Below are 15078 nucleotides of genomic sequence, written 5' to 3'. Positions count from 1 at the left end.
GTACGTAGCTCTTTCCCTGCTCTTCCATCGGTTCATCCCGATTGAAGCGCCTTCCCTTGTTCGGCGGTGCACAAATCAAGGTGCGTGCCTGCGGGCGTGGCTGGCCACCCCCTGCCCCCTCCGATAGCGATATGAACAAGCTACGCATCCGGAGGTGGGCGATGCCGAACGCAGAGCGGAGCATTAGCAGGCTGGTGGAACTCGACAGTCTGCGCGGTTTCATGGCTCTTTGGGTCTATCTGACACACATATTGTTCCTGGTCGGCTTTCCCGACCATGGCATCCTTGGCCTCATCGCCAATGGCAGCATGGCCGTCAGCGTGTTCATGATCCTGTCGGGCTTCGCCATCGGCACCACGCTCCTCAATGGCCGGTCGACCTATGGCCAATATTTTGCCCGCCGCTTCTTCCGTCTCTATCCCGTCTATCTTGTGGGTCTTCTGCTCGGCTTGATGACGTCGGCTTATTATCCCGGCTTGCTCACGGCGCTCGGCGGAGGTGAGGCGGGCGACATTGCCCGCATCGCCCATCGCACCCAAGGAGAATTTGATCAGTTCGGTCAGCACCTGATCGCCCATCTGTTCCTGGTCCATGGCGCGATTCCGGACAGCATTCTCTATGGTTCGGCCCTTGCCTTCAACGCCCCTGCCTGGAGCCTCTCGCTTGAGGTGCAATTTTACATCGTGGCGCCGTTCCTCGTCGCCATTCTCTCCAATCCGCGCGGCAGGCCGATCGCCTTTTGCGCGATCATAGGTCTGGCCTTGTTCGGACGGGCCTTGTTCGGCGACATCTATCCCCAGGTGCCTTCCTTCCTGCCGATGACGCTTACCTATTTCATCATCGGAATATTGACCGCCATCCATATGCCCAGGATCGCCGATCGCCCCGACCTGTTGCTCGTGATCGGCGGGCTGATCGTGCTGCTCGCCGCGCGCGCGGGCGAGATTCTCTCAGCACTGCCGCCGATCATCTGGGTGGCCACGATTCTTATCTGCACACTCGACGGATGGCGCCCCTTTGCGGTTGCCCGGCATATTCTGGCCTGGCGCCCCTTCGTCGCCATGGGCGAGGTGTCCTATGGCTTCTATATTCTGCACCTGCCCATATTGATCGGTTGGGCAGTCCTGCTGCAACGCCAGGGCCTGGCTTCCAGCAAGCCCGCCTTCCTGGCCCTGCTCCTGCTATCGTTGCCCGTGACGATCGCGCTTGCCTATATATCCTATCGCTGGCTTGAGGAGCCGATCAACCGATGGGCGAAGGAACGCTATCGCGGCGTCAGGGAAGTTGCGACCACCGTCGCCCCCGCCGAAGGGGTATGAGATCGGAACGCCGTCAGCGTTGATTTCCACTCATTTTGCGTGCCACCGCCTTCGCAAGCCATGACGTCATCAGCCCCAGAGACACAGGTATGGCGACAACCACGAGCACGGCCGCGATACCGGCCGTCGCGATGGTCGAGCCTGCAATATGCACCTTTTCCGCTGCCTTGTTCTGCGCAGCATCTGCGCCGGATGTGCCGGAATTTCCCCCGGCCGATATCGACCCATCCAAACCGTCGATCTGCATTATTCTTCAACTCCAACACGTCATTGCCGCACCATTCCCCGCAAGGATCGAATCGCCCAGTAGAATATATTCTCCAGGCGTATGACGATTATTTTCCTGCGGTCGCGCGACTCTGGCGCAGGTTTGATGAATGGAAGATCAACGAACCACGGTTTTCGGAAAATTACGGTACGGCGAAGGCTAAATCCGACCAGCAGATTGTTGCAGCACAGCATGAGCGGTTTCTTACACGATCACTATTAGCTATGCTTCTCATGTAGTTGGCCAACCACAGGCTTCGGTCGAAAGATCAACAATCAACAAAGGATATCTGGGGGACATATTGTCCGTCTCCGGGAGCGCGAAGCATCGTCCCGGAAGAAAGAGCTGGCGTCTTTAACAGGGGACGAACGCCATGGAGATACATGTTACCGGACTTAGAGGGATTCCCGGCGTGATGGGCGGCGTCGAGAGTCACTGTGAGGAATTATTGCCGCGTATCAAGGCGCAGAACCCTGATCTGGACATCACCGTCCTTTGCCGCGCACCGTATGTCGACAATGACGTGCGGGATTATCGCGATATCCGGCTTGTCCCGCTGCCATCCCCCAAACAACGTTCGCTGGAGGCCATAGCCTCCACATTCATCGCCATCCTTTATGCCTTTATCCGGCGAGCGCGAGCCATCCATATCCACGCGATCGGTCCATCGCTGCTGTCGCCTCTGGCGCGGTTGCTGGGACTGAAGGTCGTCGTCACGCATCATGGCGCGGACTATCAGCGCGCCAAATGGGGTCGAATCGCAAAGCTGGTGCTGCGGATTGGCGAGCGGTCTTCATTGATCTGGGCGCACAAGGTCATTGCCGTGGCTCCGTCCATCGCGGACGACCTGAAACGCCTGTTTCCTTCGCACGCGCACAAGGTCGTCTATATCCCCAACGGTGCGCCCCATTTGCCCGACGGGATCGAGGAGCCGGAGGATATCCTGCGGCGCCTCGGCCTGGAACCCAGGGGCTTCATTCTTGCCGTGGGGCGTCTGGTGCCCGAAAAGGGCTTCCATGACCTGATAGAGGCGTTTCGGGCGAGCGGGACCGGAGCGGCGCGCAAGCTGCTGATCGCGGGCGGCGCGGATCATGATTCACCCTATGCGCGAGGGTTGCTTGATCAGGCGAGCGACAGCATCATCTTTGCGGGCATTCTGCCGCATGATGTGCTGAAAGTGCTTTACGGGCATTGCGCGCTTTTCGTCCTGCCCTCCTATCATGAAGGCCTGCCGATCGCCGCGCTTGAGGCCGCTTCCTGTTCCGCGCCGATGGTACTCAGCGACATTCCGGCAAATCGCGACATCGGACTTGATGAAGCCAGTTATTTTCCGGCCGGCGACATATCCCGGCTCGCACAGATGCTGGAAGGGCCGTTCGATGCGTTTGTCGGCGATGTCGCACGAGTTCGACGCCGGTTCGACTGGGACAGATCGGCCATGGAAACCGCGATCGTTTATCGGGGAGTCATGAGCCGGGCCGCACCTCCCCTGCTCGACGCCGTCAAGCCAGGCGTCAGCGATTGAGCCGGGCCATCTTCATCTCTTCATCGGGCGCTACGCTTCGCTATTCATGCGCGAAAGCGCACGTCCAGGGCACCGCTGAATGGAATCCAACCGATCGTCCGCGCCGGCGCTTGCGGAGCGAAGGCCAGGTGAGCGCCCGATCGCTCGATCAGGACGCCGGGCGAGCGATCGTCAAGGCGGATGCCGATGTTGCCCAGATGATAGGGACGGCCAGGCAGAGCTGGAAGGAGCGCAACCGCGTGCCCAGCGGCGATCCGCTGAATATGCGGCCCTGGTGCGTCAAGGACCAGCAGCGATCGCACGGCCGGAAAACGCGCCATCGAAACATTGATCGCGGATCGGAATGCGAAGGGTTCGATAAGGAGGGCGTCGCCATTATGTTCGACGATCACCGCATTGCTGCTGCCCCAGCCATTGTCGCGCCATGTCCAGCGCGTATGGACCGCAAGTCCCTCGCCAAGTTCGACGACACGTTCATCGGGACGATTGTGGGACGGAGCGTCAGCCGGTCGGGGCGCAGCCAGCAAATGCTGGCCGAGCAGGCCGGACGGCAGAATGCCCAGAGCGAAGCTGCGGCGTGTGAGTATCATCATGGCCCTCGTCACGTCCGAAAGATAGGGCAACCTCTCACGCCGCGCCGGTGCGCGACAAGCGTGACGCCATGAACCGGCTGCCGCCCGCGACGGAAGGAACCGCCCACGAGCCGACAGGGGCAATCCGCCCCGGGATGCTGTTCGTCATCAATTCCCTGGAAGGCGGGGGCGCGGAACGGGTGATGGCGACACTGGTGCGCGCATCCGTTGATCTATACCCGCGCCATCCCATCACGCTGGCCCTGCTCGATCGGACCGCAATGGCCTATGATCCGCCGCCCGGCGTCAATCTCGTCCAACTCGATTGCCGTGGTCGGCTGTTGCCGAGCGCTATCGCCCTGCGCAACCTGGTGGCCCAGCTCCGTCCCCATGCGGTTCTGAGTTTCCTTACCCGGTCGAATGTCGCGAACGTCATCGCGACCCGTGGCCGTCCGGCCGCCTGCATCATCAGCGAGCGCGTCAACACCTCCGTCCATTTCGGCGCGGGCGGATGGGCAGGCAAAGCGCTGGTGCGGCTCTTCTATGGCCGGGCCGATCATGTCATCCCGGTTTCCGAAGGCGTGGCCGACGATCTCGCCCAGAATTTCGGCGTCTCGCCGGACCATATGACGGTCATTCCCAATCCGGTCGATCATGACGCGATCACGTCCATGGTCGGAGAAACGCCCGTGCTGCGCCTCGCCCGTCCGTATATCGTCGCGGTCGGGCGGCTCGTTCCGAGCAAGAATTTCGCCATGCTGATCGAAGCCTTCGCCCGGTCGGAGCTTGATGGCGATCTTGTCATTCTGGGCGAAGGGCCGCTGCGGGAGACGCTGGAGCGGCAGGCACGGACCCTGGGACTGGAGGGTCGGGTCCACCTGCCGGGCTTCGTTGAAAACCCCTTCGCCATTATCGCCCGATCGACGCTGTTCGCCCTGCCCTCCAATGCGGAAGGATTTCCCAACGGACTGGTCGAAGCGATGGCTTGCGGGCGGCCGGTGGTGGCGGCTAATTGTCCGTCCGGCCCATCGGAAATCCTGCTGGGATTGCCGCGTCATTCGGTTACGGCAACCATATATTGTCCGGCAGGGACAATCGTCCCGCCCAACGATCCTTCTCTGTTCGCCGCGGCGTTGCGACAAGTTCATGATGATCCCGAACGGGAACTGCGCGGCAAGACGGCGTTGGAAGCGTCGCGCGCATTCAGCGTCGAACGGACGGTTCGCCAATATTGGGACGTGATCGAAAGGGGGCGCCCGTCCGGCAATCCACGGACGGGCAATGCCATTGAGCTGCAGGAGATCAAGAGATGAGCGGTATCCGCATCGCTATGACGGCGGCGCTAGGGATCATGCTGTTGGTATTGGCGGGCCAATCCGGAAGGCTTTTCGCCAAGGATGATCCGCCAACCACGCAAGAGTTCGTCTTTCGGCTCTCGCCGGGTGACAAGCTGAGGATCAGCACCTTCGGCGAACCCTCCCTGTCGGGCGATTTCGAGATTTCACCAGCCGGAACCATCGGCTTCCCCCTCATCGGGGAAGTCAAGGCGGCCGGCCGTGAAGCGCAGGACGTGCAGAAGGACATAGCCGACGCGCTGAACAAGAACTTCGTCATCGAACCCAAGGTGACGGTCAGCGTCGCGAATTTCCGGCCCTTCTATATATTGGGTGAAGTGAACAAGCCGGGCGAATACCCGTTCATCACGGGGCTGACCGTGCGCGGGGCCGTCGCCAAGGCCGATGGCTTCACCTACCGGGCGAACGAGAAGCGAGCCTATATCAAGCGGGCGGGAGAGGCGGAGGAGAAAATCTATCCCCTGACCGCCGAAATTACCGTGCAGCCCGGCGACATCATCCGTATCAAGGAGCGTTACTTTTGAACTCGCCCGCAACGACATCGCCCGCCGCCCCATTGTCGTCGGCGCTCCCTGCTCCCGCGACGGTCGAAGAAATGGCCAAGCCACACCTGCGTGGATGCGCGCCCCGCCTGCGCGGGCTGGTCGCCTTGTTGCGGGCGGACCTGTTCCGCTATGCCGGACGCGCGGACGCGAGCGCCTTCTGGCGCCATTATCTGTTCACGCCGGGCTATAAATATACGGTGCTGATGCGCGGGTGCGGCTATCTGAAAACGAAGCGCTTTCAGGCCCTGGGGCTATACCCGCTGTCCAAATGGCTGCTGCTGCGCTGCCGCTATAAATATGGGATCGCCATCCCCGAATATACGGTGATCGGCCCCGGCTTCTTCATCAATCGTTTCGGCGGCATCTATATTCATGGCGACGCCATCGTCGGCGCCAACATCAACGTCACGCATGGCGTGCTGCTGGGGCAGACCAATCGCGGCGCGCGCGCCGGAGCGCCGATCGTCGGGGATCGCATTTTCCTGGGCGCGGGGGCCAAGATATTGGGGCGCATCACATTGGGGAATGATAGCGCGGTCGGTGCCAATGCGGTCGTCACCAAGGATGTGCCGGACAAGGGCGTGGTGGGCGGCATCCCCGCAAAGCTGCTGTCGCAGGACGGATCGGACGGCTATATCAACCGCATGGTGCCCGACGCCCTCATGCGGGCCTGCGTCGACGCATTTCCGGGCTGCCTGACATCGCCCCCTTCCGCTAGAGCGGTTGATCCCATTGCATCGGATCAACCGCTCTAAGTTTTTTGTTTATCGCATTTTCCGAGTCGTCGGATGATTTCATCTGACTAGAAAATGCTTTAAAGCCCCTTGAAGACAACGCTCAGCATGACCTGATTGCCCGCGAAGGTGCGTCCGGCACTGGCGCCCGCACTCTCCTGCGCCCGATGGCTGAATTCAGTGCGCAGTGCCCAACGGGGGCTGACCATATATGTCGCGGCGAAGCGCCCGGTGAACCCGCTATTGCTACGCTCAATGCCATTATATCGGCGATTCTCACGCCCCAGTTCGGCCAACAGGATGAGGTTCCTGAGCAATTCATAGTCGGCGCGCAGCGAATAACCGGTACGCAGATAGCCCGCCGATCCGGCAAGTCCGCTCTCCACCACGCTGCGATCGACCTTCGCGGTCAGGGTGACGAGGGATGTCACGAAATAAGCCAGTTCTCCCCGCATCAATAGCCCGCTGACATCGGTGAACATGGGGTCCTTATAATCCTGATCCAGATAGCCGAGCCGGACGGAGCCGCGCATCAGGCGGCCGATTTCCATGCTGGCGCCCAGCGCCGCCTCATATCCACGGGAATCGCGCGCGGGCACGGGGCCGATACGCGCCGCATAACTGCGCCGGTTGACCGATCCAGCCACGAACAGCGCCAGGCTGGGGCTGAGCGCATATTCGGCGATGGCCGATCCGGTCACAGTTTTGTGGTCACGAAAATCCTGATCGATGATCGCGCCTGACCGATCGCGATTGTCGTGATAGTTGCGCCGTTCATAATCCATCGTGCCGCGTACGCGCAGGCGGTTGAATATATGGACCGCTTCGCCATAGACTTCCGTAATGTCGAACCGGGTCGGACGGGCGATACCTGTCAGCGAATCCGGGGAGAAGCGCGCTTCGGCTTCGCGCGCCTGCAACAGCCGCAGATTGAGGACGGTATCGCGCCGGACGACGCTTCGCAGATCGCCTTTCAATGCGTAGGTGTCCGTATTTTCAGCGGTGCGGTTCATATAGCGAGCCGCCTCATATTCGCCCGCGATCGCCACTGTGAGGTTGGGATCAGGACGGGCGATCGTCAGGCGCGGCCTGACGCTCATGATGATGTCATCGACGGTCGAGCGGCGCGTGTAATAGATATTGTCGTTGTAATTTGCTTCCACCGCCATCTGGGGCGTTATGGTCCACGATCCCAACTGAATGGGCCTGGTCGCATAATCGGGCCGGGGCCTGTCGGTCACGCCGACATTGCGGTCGCGACCGAAAACATTGTCACTGCCCTGCAAGGTGCCGAGGCGGTCGAACGGATCATATTGCTGCGCCAGCGCCGATCCGCAGGGCATCCCCATCAGCAGACATGTAGCCCATTTCCTGAACTTCATTCGCGCTCCATGTTTTGTGCAGGGAAGCGACGATCCCCCTTCGATATTCCGGCCCGTCACCGCGCGGCGAGCAACCCGCCACCGCGTTCCATCCGCCGCCGTGTGAAAAGCCGGTAAGCGGACTGTCGAACAGTTGCCGGTATCCAGCGCACAGCCACCAGAAGGGCCAGCGTCCGAACCCCTTCCGGCAGGGCCACGTCCTGAATGCCGATGCCCACCCGGCCCGGCGATTTCATCGCGTAGCGCAGATAATAACCGATCTCCTGATTGATCAGACGCCGCAAAAGTCGCCGTTCGGCGGCATCCGCGTCCGCGAGCATCTCACGCGCCGTTCGAACCAGGCAGGGCGGCGCAAGGGTCGAGGTGGATTTGCTGACCTTGTTGGTTGAATCGCGGTTGAACTCGGCCGTCACCCGGGGGCTGTAGGCCAGCGTCATATGCCGCGCGCAACGCAGCCAGAGATCCTTGTCGCCGCCGCGCAACGCCCGGCCTTCCGGGAACAGGCCCACCCGCATCAACAGGTCGCGCCGGATCGCGATCGCCCCGGTCCACATCGGGCATTCCCGCACGTCCAGCCAGGCGGCAAGAAACGCACCGAAATCGGCTTCTCCACTTTCCGCCAGACGCGCCGTCACGCGCTGGGGCTGACGATGGGTGTCGAACACATGATCGAAGCGCGTCGCGGCCATGCCCGCCGTCGGCATCTGTCCGATGAGGTCGGCCAGTACGGCCAGATGATCGGGCAGCCAGATATCGTCGGCATCCAGAAACGCTACCCAGTCCCCTGCGGCTTCGACAATCCCCAGATTGCGCGCAGCATATCCACCCGGCCCCGGTGTATCGCGCGTCAGCAGCCTGATTTCCGGGCGAGCCATCGCTGCAACCCGTTCCCGTCCGCCATCCGTCGAACTGTCATCGATCACGATCAGTTCCAGCGGCGCGAAGCTCTGGTCCAGCACGCTTTGGATCGCGGCCTCCACATGCGGCCCCTTATTGAACAAGGGCATGACCACGGAAAAGCGCGGTGAGGTCATGTCAGTCCCGCGCCGCCCTTTGTCCGCCGGCCAGCCGCAGGAATTCACCGACAGCGACGGCCGACAGCGCCAGTGTCAGCCGCATGACGCCCAATCGTCGCCCGATCGACAGGCCCGGGGCGAGCGCTGCGCGCCGCAACCGACGACCAGCATCGTAGAGCGTCGCGCCCAGTACGCGGAGCAGGCGCGCGGGCCGACGGGTGCGGTCCCAGCGGCCACCGGACAGGCGGCGTCGCTTGCGAACAAGTTCCGTCCACGACGCGCGGACCGGATGCCGCACCAGCATTTCCGGCACGTAGATGAGAGGGAAACCCGAATCGCGGATACGCAGCGCCATCTGACGATCGCCCCCGGACTTGAGAGCCGCATCGAAACCGCCCAGCCGGTCAAAGACATCCTTGCGGCTGACCCAGTTGGCGGTCGCGCAATTGCCCCGCTCTGCAAAGGCCTGGGGAAAGCTGAAGATGCGCTCATAATCACCACAAGCCTGCCCATCGGGAAGCGCTTCGTCGAACAATTCGATCCGCCCCGCCAGCACACCGAATTCCGGATGTGATCGCGCCGCACTCAGCGCCGCTTCCAACCAGTCGGGCGCGGGCAGGCAATCGGCGTCGGTGAAGGCGACGAATGTGCCACGGACTTCCTTCAACGCCCGGTTGCGGGCGGCGTAGGAACCCGGCCGCGTTTCTTCCAGCACGATGATCCCCGGCACGGCCCGTGCGATACTGGCCGTATCATCGGTCGAACCATTGTCGACCACCACAATCTCATATTGATCGCGCGGCAGCGTCTGCTGCTCAAGCGCCGCCAGACAATGACGAATATAATCGGGACTGTTCCAGACAGGAATGATGACACTGACGAGTGGCGCTACGACAGCGGCGCCTTTCACCGTTTGACCATCGTCAGGGAACCGGGCTGCCTCAGACATGATGGAAGGGTCCGCAAGTCGGCGATGCGGGTCAAGCCTCTACCGCAGTTGCGAAGATGAAGCGGGCGGCAAGCCCGGCGAACCGTTTGTCGTGGATAACGCATTGAATGAACTGTCGCTGAATTGGCTCGATACGCCGCAATCCGGACGCTCCACCCCTCCACCGGGTTGCACTGCAATGCAAAATCCGTTTCCTTTCCTTGCGATGCAGCGGCGACAGACAGGAGTCGATTGCCGCGCATCTGGCAAATGGGCATTGCGCGACAAACAGGATGGCAGACCCAAAGTTCACAACGCCTGTTCTCGTCGTGTCGATGGAGAACGCCACCGCACGGCGCGCCGCCTTTACGGAGCGCGCGCGCGCAACCGGACTGCCATGGCGTTTTTTTGATGGGAAGCGGACTTTGGCAGACGGCCTCGTCCTCGCCGCCGATGCGGTGGAACGCAACAAGGGCCGCCAACTGACCCAGGGCGAAATCGGCTGCTATTCGAGCCATTTCAGCATCTGGCAGGACATGATCGCCAACGGCACCCGGCAATCTATCGTGCTGGAAGACGACACCATCGTCGATTGGGCGTTTCTCGCGCGGCTGGCGGAGACGAACCTGACGGCGGAGGGCATCCCTTATCTGCGCCTCTACGCCAAGACGCCGACCTGGCAGAAGAAGATAAGAAAGGATTTCCTGCAGCATTCCCGCACGGTGGTCGAGCTGGTCGGCAATGCTTACGGCACGCAGGCCTATGTCATCACGCTCGAAGGCGCGCGGGCTTTCTCACAGGCATGTCGTGTCGTCCGCCGGCCCATCGATGATGAGATGGACCGGTCCTGGGACCATGGCGTTCGCAATCTCATGCTGTTTCCCGCGCCGGTGATCGAGGAATTCGTGGAATCGGGCATCGGCTCGACACGCTTCGCCACCGGGCGCAGCGTGGCGCACGGAACGCGCCGTCAGAAACTGGCCCGCTGGGTGGAGCGGCAGCGCATCCGCATGAAGAAACTGGGGCTGGCGCTTGAGCGCTGAACAGAACCCCGCTGCCGTCGAGCCCCGTTTCGACACCAAGCTCCGGCGTCAGAGCAAGGCCTCCGTCGGCTGGTCGGTGATGCGTTTCATGTCGGATCAGGTCTTTTCCTTCCTGGTCTTCGTCCTGCTGGCCCGGCTGCTTGCGCCCGGCGATATCGGTGCCTTCGCACTGATGGCGGTCTTTGCGGAAGTGTTCCGCGCGATCAGCACGGCAGGCCTGATCCAGACCGTCGCGCGCGAGCGCATTCTCTCTGACGAATTTCTCGACACCATCTATCGCGGCAATATGGGGTTCAGCCTGATCGCCTGCGCCATCACCTTTGTCCTGGCGATGCCCTTCGCCGCCTTCATGGATGCGCCTCAAATTGCATGGCCATTATGTGTGTTGAGCCTGGTGCTGCCGATTTCGGCGCTTGGCCAGACACATATGGCGCTGCGCCTGCGCGCCTTCGGCCACCGGACGACGGCTTTGCGTTCCGTGCTGAGCGGCGTGATCGGCGGCGGCGCGGCTGTCGCAGCGGCCTTTGCCGGCCTTGGACTATGGGCACTGGTGATCCAGCGGATCGTGACGGCCATGGTCGGCGCCGTGCTGGGTCGGATGTCCTATGACTGGACGCCGGGGAAGGCCTTTTCCTGGGCAATGCTCAAGCGTAATCTGGGCCTGAACGGCAGCCTGACGGCAACCCAGTTGGTGTTCATCTTCACCCAGCGGTTGCAGGATCTGGTCATCGGCACTGTCATCGGCATCGCCGCGGTCGGCATCTACCGTACGGCCTGGCGAACGGTCGAACTGATCGCCAACGGCGCGATCCAGCCCTTCTCCACGGTCGCCATGCAGACGCTGGCGCGGGTGAAGGATGATCGAGCCGAGATGCTGGCCGCCTATCGCTGGATGATTTCCAAGGCGTCGGCGCTGTCATTTCCCGCGCTGGTCGGTTTCGGATCGTTGGCGCCGCTCGCCATTCCCGTCGTCTTCGGCGACAAATGGGCGCAGTCGGGCCAGTTGGCGCAGATTTTCGCCTTCATGGCCCTGCCCTTCACCCTCAACTTCTTCGCCTCACCCGCCCTGGGCGCGGCGGGAGCAAGCAGGGCATTGATGTTTCTGGGCGGCACACAACTCGCCATGACGGCGATCTTCACGCTGGTAGCCGCTCCCCATGGACTCTACGCGATAGCCTGGGCCTATGTCCTGCGCGCCTATCTGACATTGCCGTTGCAGGTGGCAATGCTCAAGCGCATTTCGGGGATCGGGTTGACGGATACGATGATGGCCGTCTGGGAACCGCTGGTCGCATCGGGGATCATGGGACTGTTCGTGCATTTCACCCTGGCGGAGGTAACATTGGTGACATCCAATCGACTGGCCCAACTGATCCTGGTCGCGGGATCGGGCGCGTTCGTCTATGGCGTCGCACTGCTCACGCTTTCACAGACATGGCGTCGCCTGCTGATCGGTACTGCAAGGCGGGCGCTGGCATGATGGAAACGATGGAAGACAGCCTGACGGCACAGCAACTCGTCCGCTCGCTCAGCACGCAGATCAACCAGCGCTTCGAGGAATGCATAGCCCCCGGCCCGGTCGCGCTGGTCGATTTCCCCGATCATTCCAATGTCGGGGATTCAGCCATCTGGCTGGGTGAAATGGCCTGGCTGACGGCTGCGGGCCGGGCGCCGGTCTATACATGCAGCCTGAACAATTTCAGCGAGGATGATTTGCGGCGCGCGGCGCCCACCGGACCGATCCTGATACATGGGGGGGGCAATTTCGGCACCACCTGGCTCCGGCACGAGCAGTTCCGGCTGCGGCTGCTCCGGAACTTCCCCGATCGCCCGATCATTCAACTGCCCCAATCGATATTCTATGATGATGCGGATCGATCGGCGGAAATGGCACAGGCGATACGCGACCATGGCGCCTTCACCCTGCTGGTCCGCGATGCGAAATCCTTCGCCTTCGCGGAGCGGCATTTCGATTGTGAGGTGAAACTCTGCCCGGACGCGGCCATCTATCTTGGCTGTCATCAGCGGCTCTCCCCCAAGGCCGACATATTGGCGCTGCTGCGTACCGATCATGAGGCTGTCGCGGGAGATGCAGTCTCGCCACCGCCCGCCACGATCGCGCAGGACTGGTTGGAGGAAGGGCGCATGGAACGCACCTTCATTCGCGCCCGCGTCAAAGTCGATTCACTGCGCGCCTCCACCGATCGGGAAAAGCGGCTGCGGCGATATCAGCTACTTGCCGACTGGCGGCTGCGGCGGGGCTTTTCCATCCTGTCGCAGGGGCAGGTGGTCGTCACCGACCGCCTGCACGCCCACATCCTGTCATTGCTGCTCGATATTCCCCATGTCGCGTTGGACAACAGCTATGGCAAGCTGAGCGGGTTCGCTGCCCATTGGACCAGGGAGTATCGCGGTTTCCATCAGGCGACGACGCGGCAGCAGGCATTCGCCCTCGCCCAGGGCTTGATCGGAAAATCATGAGATGAGCGCGCTGCCTGCCCTCCGGCGGCGGATGCGCCATTGGACGGACGTGGCTCGCCTCAGCCGGATCAGTCGACAGATTCGGCGCGAACGGCTTACCTATCTCCCCGCCCGAAAACTGTTGCGCATAGAGGCTGCCCTGTCCCGCATCCGCAGACGCGCGGTGAGGGGGGATATCGTCGAGTTCGGCGTAGCCCTTGGCGGATCGGCCATCCTGCTTGCACATCATGCCCGGTCAGATCGTCGCTTCTTTGGCCTGGACGTGTTCGCCATGATCCCACCCCCTGCTTCCGAACGCGACGATGCGCGGTCAAAACAGCGTTATGACATTATTGCGTCGGGCAAGGCGGAGGGATTAGGCGGCGATACCTATTATGGCTATCGCGACGATCTGTTCGATCAGGTGGCCAGTCAGTTGGCTCGTTATGGAACGCCGGTCGACGGCGATCGCGTCAATCTGGTGAAGGGGTTGTTTCAGGACAGCCTGCCAACATTGGATATCGAACAGATCGCCTTCGCCCACATTGATTGCGACTGGTATGAACCGGTTCGCTACTGCCTCAACCAGACGGCCGAATGCCTCACGCCGGGCGGGTTGGTCGTAATAGACGATTATCACGATTATAAGGGCTGCCGCGAAGCCGTTGACGAATTTCTTGCCGACCGCCCCGACTTTCGGATGAAGACCGGACCGAACCCCGTCCTGCACCGCCGCGACTGACAGCGGCCGCGCGGGCGCTAAACAGGGTGTAACCGGACAAGACAGCATAGAGGGCCAATCCCTCGACCTGCCAGAAGGGCATGGTCGCGAAATTGAGCAGAATGAAGCTGACATGGGCAGCGATCAATATCAGCCGCTCATGCCGCCGCGCCCCGAACGCCTGGGCGGCCATGACGATCCAAAGCAGCAGCATGGCGCCGACACCCAGCCCGCCCAGTTCGTACAAGGTGCTGACCAGCGTGTTGTGGGGATAGACCTTGAAGGCGTCGGCCCATGATTCCGGCCCGAACCCGAAGATATGATTGACCGGCGTTCCCCGTGCATAAGCGGTGAGATATTCGCTCCAGATCAAGGCGCGGCCGGACATGATCTGCCGGTCCATCTGCGTAAAGGACCGTGGATCCTTTATCAGCGATCCAGGATCGGAAAGGAAAGTGGCCAGATCGGTGAAGCGGTCCTGATAGGCGACGATCACGACCGCCGCGCCTACCAGGCAGAGCATGAGCATGGCCACGGAGACCGGGCGACGCTGGTCGGGCTTCACATATTGCGTGATGGCGATCCAGAAGGTGGCGAAGGCCAACGGCAGCATCGCCAGCATCGCCGTGCGATACCCCGCCAGAAGAACGCCAAATGCAGTCGCGAAAAGGAAGAGGAAACGCAGCGCGGGATGCAGGCGAAACGCCAGGCACGCCACCGTAAAACCGGTCAGCAACGCCACCGAAAAGGCCGCTTCGTGATTATATCCCCCGATCCATACCAGGCCATCGCCCAGTTCCGATCCCTTGGGCAGGTTGAGCGCCACCGACAAGAACTGAAACAGCATGAGCGGCGCGAAGGCCCAGACCAGCCTGTTCATGAACCGCTCGCGATCCTCCTGCCGCAGCGCTTCGAATGTGGCGATCAGGATGATGCCGAAATAGGCATATTTGACGACGCTGTTGAGCGCACCGGACGGATCATCATTGAGCACCGCGCTGACCAGCAGCAACGCCATCAGCAGATAGAGCGGCGGCAGTACGGAAAGGGTCAGGTGCCGTTTGCGAATGATGACTCCGCCCAGTCCGACGACTGCGATCGACGCCAGTGCATTGGCGGAAAGTCCGGCGAAAAGCGGCTTGAACGTATAGGCATGATAGGCGCCCATCATATAGCGCAGCCACAGGGACGCCATGACCAGCCTGCCGGC

15 protein-coding genes are annotated in these 15078 nt (G+C 61.7%); 10 read left to right on the top strand and 5 right to left on the bottom strand.

Features of this window, described 5'->3' with window-relative positions; translation table 11 throughout:
- The first annotated feature begins 161 nt into the window (after nt 1-161).
- Nucleotides 162-1319, top strand: a complete 1158-nt coding sequence (locus tag MOK15_RS21685; protein ID WP_242933740.1) for an acyltransferase — start codon at nt 162-164, stop codon at nt 1317-1319.
- A gap of 13 nt (nt 1320-1332) precedes the next feature.
- Here MOK15_RS21685 and MOK15_RS21680 read toward each other — a convergent pair whose 3' ends face one another.
- Nucleotides 1333-1566 carry a hypothetical protein gene (locus MOK15_RS21680; protein WP_242933739.1) on the bottom strand — a complete coding sequence of 78 codons (234 nt, stop codon included), beginning with the start codon at nt 1564-1566 and terminating at the stop codon, nt 1333-1335.
- Nucleotides 1567-1960: 394 nt separating this feature from the next.
- On the opposite strand from MOK15_RS21680, the gene MOK15_RS21675 reads away from it, so the two are divergent.
- Complete coding sequence (locus tag MOK15_RS21675; RefSeq protein ID WP_242933738.1) at nt 1961-3112, top strand: glycosyltransferase family 4 protein; 1152 nt, start codon at nt 1961-1963, stop codon at nt 3110-3112.
- 44 nt (nt 3113-3156) lie between these two features.
- On the opposite strand, the gene MOK15_RS21670 is transcribed toward MOK15_RS21675, so the two are convergent.
- On the bottom strand, nt 3157-3705 hold the full coding sequence (locus MOK15_RS21670) for a hypothetical protein (RefSeq protein ID WP_242933737.1): 549 nt from the start codon (nt 3703-3705) through the stop codon (nt 3157-3159).
- 47 nt (nt 3706-3752) lie between these two features.
- On the opposite strand from MOK15_RS21670, the gene MOK15_RS21665 reads away from it, so the two are divergent.
- The 3 genes from MOK15_RS21665 to MOK15_RS21655 are packed head-to-tail and all read left to right on the top strand — an operon-like array spanning nt 3753 to nt 6339.
- Nucleotides 3753-4997: a glycosyltransferase gene (locus tag MOK15_RS21665; RefSeq protein WP_242933736.1), complete on the top strand. Its 1245-nt coding sequence runs from the start codon at nt 3753-3755 to the stop codon at nt 4995-4997.
- Entirely contained in the window at nt 4994-5563 is a 570-nt protein-coding gene (locus tag MOK15_RS21660) for a polysaccharide biosynthesis/export family protein (RefSeq protein WP_242933735.1), read from the top strand. Before MOK15_RS21665 ends, MOK15_RS21660 begins: the two co-directional genes overlap by 4 nt.
- Complete coding sequence (locus MOK15_RS21655) at nt 5560-6339, top strand: serine acetyltransferase (RefSeq protein WP_242933734.1); 780 nt, start codon at nt 5560-5562, stop codon at nt 6337-6339. The genes MOK15_RS21660 and MOK15_RS21655 overlap by 4 nt, the downstream gene beginning before the upstream one ends.
- Before the next feature lie 59 nt (nt 6340-6398).
- Here MOK15_RS21655 and MOK15_RS21650 read toward each other — a convergent pair whose 3' ends face one another.
- Genes MOK15_RS21650 through MOK15_RS21640 form a run of 3 tightly spaced genes read right to left on the bottom strand, consistent with a single transcriptional unit; the run spans nt 6399 to nt 9665 of the window.
- Nucleotides 6399-7700, bottom strand: a complete 1302-nt coding sequence (locus MOK15_RS21650; protein WP_242933733.1) for an outer membrane beta-barrel protein — start codon at nt 7698-7700, stop codon at nt 6399-6401.
- 56 nt (nt 7701-7756) lie between these two features.
- A complete protein-coding gene (locus tag MOK15_RS21645) occupies nt 7757-8734 on the bottom strand; it encodes a glycosyltransferase family A protein (protein ID WP_242933732.1) in 978 nt (325 codons plus the stop codon).
- Nucleotide 8735: 1 nt separating this feature from the next.
- The gene (locus tag MOK15_RS21640; protein WP_242933731.1) at nt 8736-9665 is read right to left on the bottom strand and encodes a glycosyltransferase family A protein; all 930 of its coding nucleotides are present in this window, start codon (nt 9663-9665) and stop codon (nt 8736-8738) included.
- Between MOK15_RS21640 and MOK15_RS21635 the strand changes: the two genes are divergently transcribed.
- The 5 genes from MOK15_RS21635 to MOK15_RS21615 are packed head-to-tail and all read left to right on the top strand — an operon-like array spanning nt 9664 to nt 13889.
- Nucleotides 9664-10056 (top strand): hypothetical protein, encoded by a 393-nt coding sequence (locus MOK15_RS21635; RefSeq protein ID WP_242933812.1) that lies wholly within the window; start codon nt 9664-9666, stop codon nt 10054-10056. The two genes, MOK15_RS21640 and MOK15_RS21635, sit on opposite strands and share 2 nt — an antisense overlap.
- The gene (locus MOK15_RS21630) at nt 9938-10687 is read left to right on the top strand and encodes a glycosyltransferase family 25 protein (RefSeq protein ID WP_242933730.1); all 750 of its coding nucleotides are present in this window, start codon (nt 9938-9940) and stop codon (nt 10685-10687) included. The genes MOK15_RS21635 and MOK15_RS21630 overlap by 119 nt, the downstream gene beginning before the upstream one ends.
- Nucleotides 10677-12167 (top strand): lipopolysaccharide biosynthesis protein, encoded by a 1491-nt coding sequence (locus tag MOK15_RS21625; protein ID WP_242933729.1) that lies wholly within the window; start codon nt 10677-10679, stop codon nt 12165-12167. The genes MOK15_RS21630 and MOK15_RS21625 overlap by 11 nt, the downstream gene beginning before the upstream one ends.
- The gene (locus MOK15_RS21620) at nt 12164-13168 is read left to right on the top strand and encodes a polysaccharide pyruvyl transferase family protein (protein ID WP_242933728.1); all 1005 of its coding nucleotides are present in this window, start codon (nt 12164-12166) and stop codon (nt 13166-13168) included. The genes MOK15_RS21625 and MOK15_RS21620 overlap by 4 nt, the downstream gene beginning before the upstream one ends.
- Before the next feature lies 1 nt (nt 13169).
- Nucleotides 13170-13889 (top strand): TylF/MycF/NovP-related O-methyltransferase, encoded by a 720-nt coding sequence (locus MOK15_RS21615; RefSeq protein WP_242933727.1) that lies wholly within the window; start codon nt 13170-13172, stop codon nt 13887-13889.
- The last annotated feature ends 1189 nt before the right edge of the window (nt 13890-15078 follow it).

The sequence above is a fragment of the Sphingobium sp. BYY-5 genome (genome assembly GCF_022758885.1).
Lineage (GTDB): Bacteria > Pseudomonadota > Alphaproteobacteria > Sphingomonadales > Sphingomonadaceae > Sphingobium.
The sequence above is the reverse complement of the archived record's forward strand: the minus strand, read 5'-3'. Positions and strand labels throughout refer to the sequence as shown.

Excerpts from the sequence above, each read along its gene's own strand:
- MOK15_RS21615 (WP_242933727.1), top strand. The coding sequence starts at position 13,170 with ATGAGCGCGCTGCCTGCCCTCCGGCGGCGGATGCGCCATTGGACGGAC.
- MOK15_RS21640 (WP_242933731.1), bottom strand. The coding sequence starts at position 9,665 with ATGTCTGAGGCAGCCCGGTTCCCTGACGATGGTCAAACGGTGAAAGGC.
- MOK15_RS21645 (WP_242933732.1), bottom strand. The coding sequence starts at position 8,734 with ATGACCTCACCGCGCTTTTCCGTGGTCATGCCCTTGTTCAATAAGGGG.
- MOK15_RS21620 (WP_242933728.1), top strand. The coding sequence starts at position 12,164 with ATGATGGAAACGATGGAAGACAGCCTGACGGCACAGCAACTCGTCCGC.
- MOK15_RS21630 (WP_242933730.1), top strand. The coding sequence starts at position 9,938 with ATGGCAGACCCAAAGTTCACAACGCCTGTTCTCGTCGTGTCGATGGAG.
- MOK15_RS21635 (WP_242933812.1), top strand. The coding sequence starts at position 9,664 with ATGATGGAAGGGTCCGCAAGTCGGCGATGCGGGTCAAGCCTCTACCGC.
- MOK15_RS21650 (WP_242933733.1), bottom strand. The coding sequence starts at position 7,700 with ATGAAGTTCAGGAAATGGGCTACATGTCTGCTGATGGGGATGCCCTGC.
- MOK15_RS21680 (WP_242933739.1), bottom strand. The coding sequence starts at position 1,566 with ATGCAGATCGACGGTTTGGATGGGTCGATATCGGCCGGGGGAAATTCC.
- MOK15_RS21660 (WP_242933735.1), top strand. The coding sequence starts at position 4,994 with ATGAGCGGTATCCGCATCGCTATGACGGCGGCGCTAGGGATCATGCTG.
- MOK15_RS21675 (WP_242933738.1), top strand. The coding sequence starts at position 1,961 with ATGGAGATACATGTTACCGGACTTAGAGGGATTCCCGGCGTGATGGGC.
- MOK15_RS21685 (WP_242933740.1), top strand. The coding sequence starts at position 162 with ATGCCGAACGCAGAGCGGAGCATTAGCAGGCTGGTGGAACTCGACAGT.
- MOK15_RS21670 (WP_242933737.1), bottom strand. The coding sequence starts at position 3,705 with ATGATGATACTCACACGCCGCAGCTTCGCTCTGGGCATTCTGCCGTCC.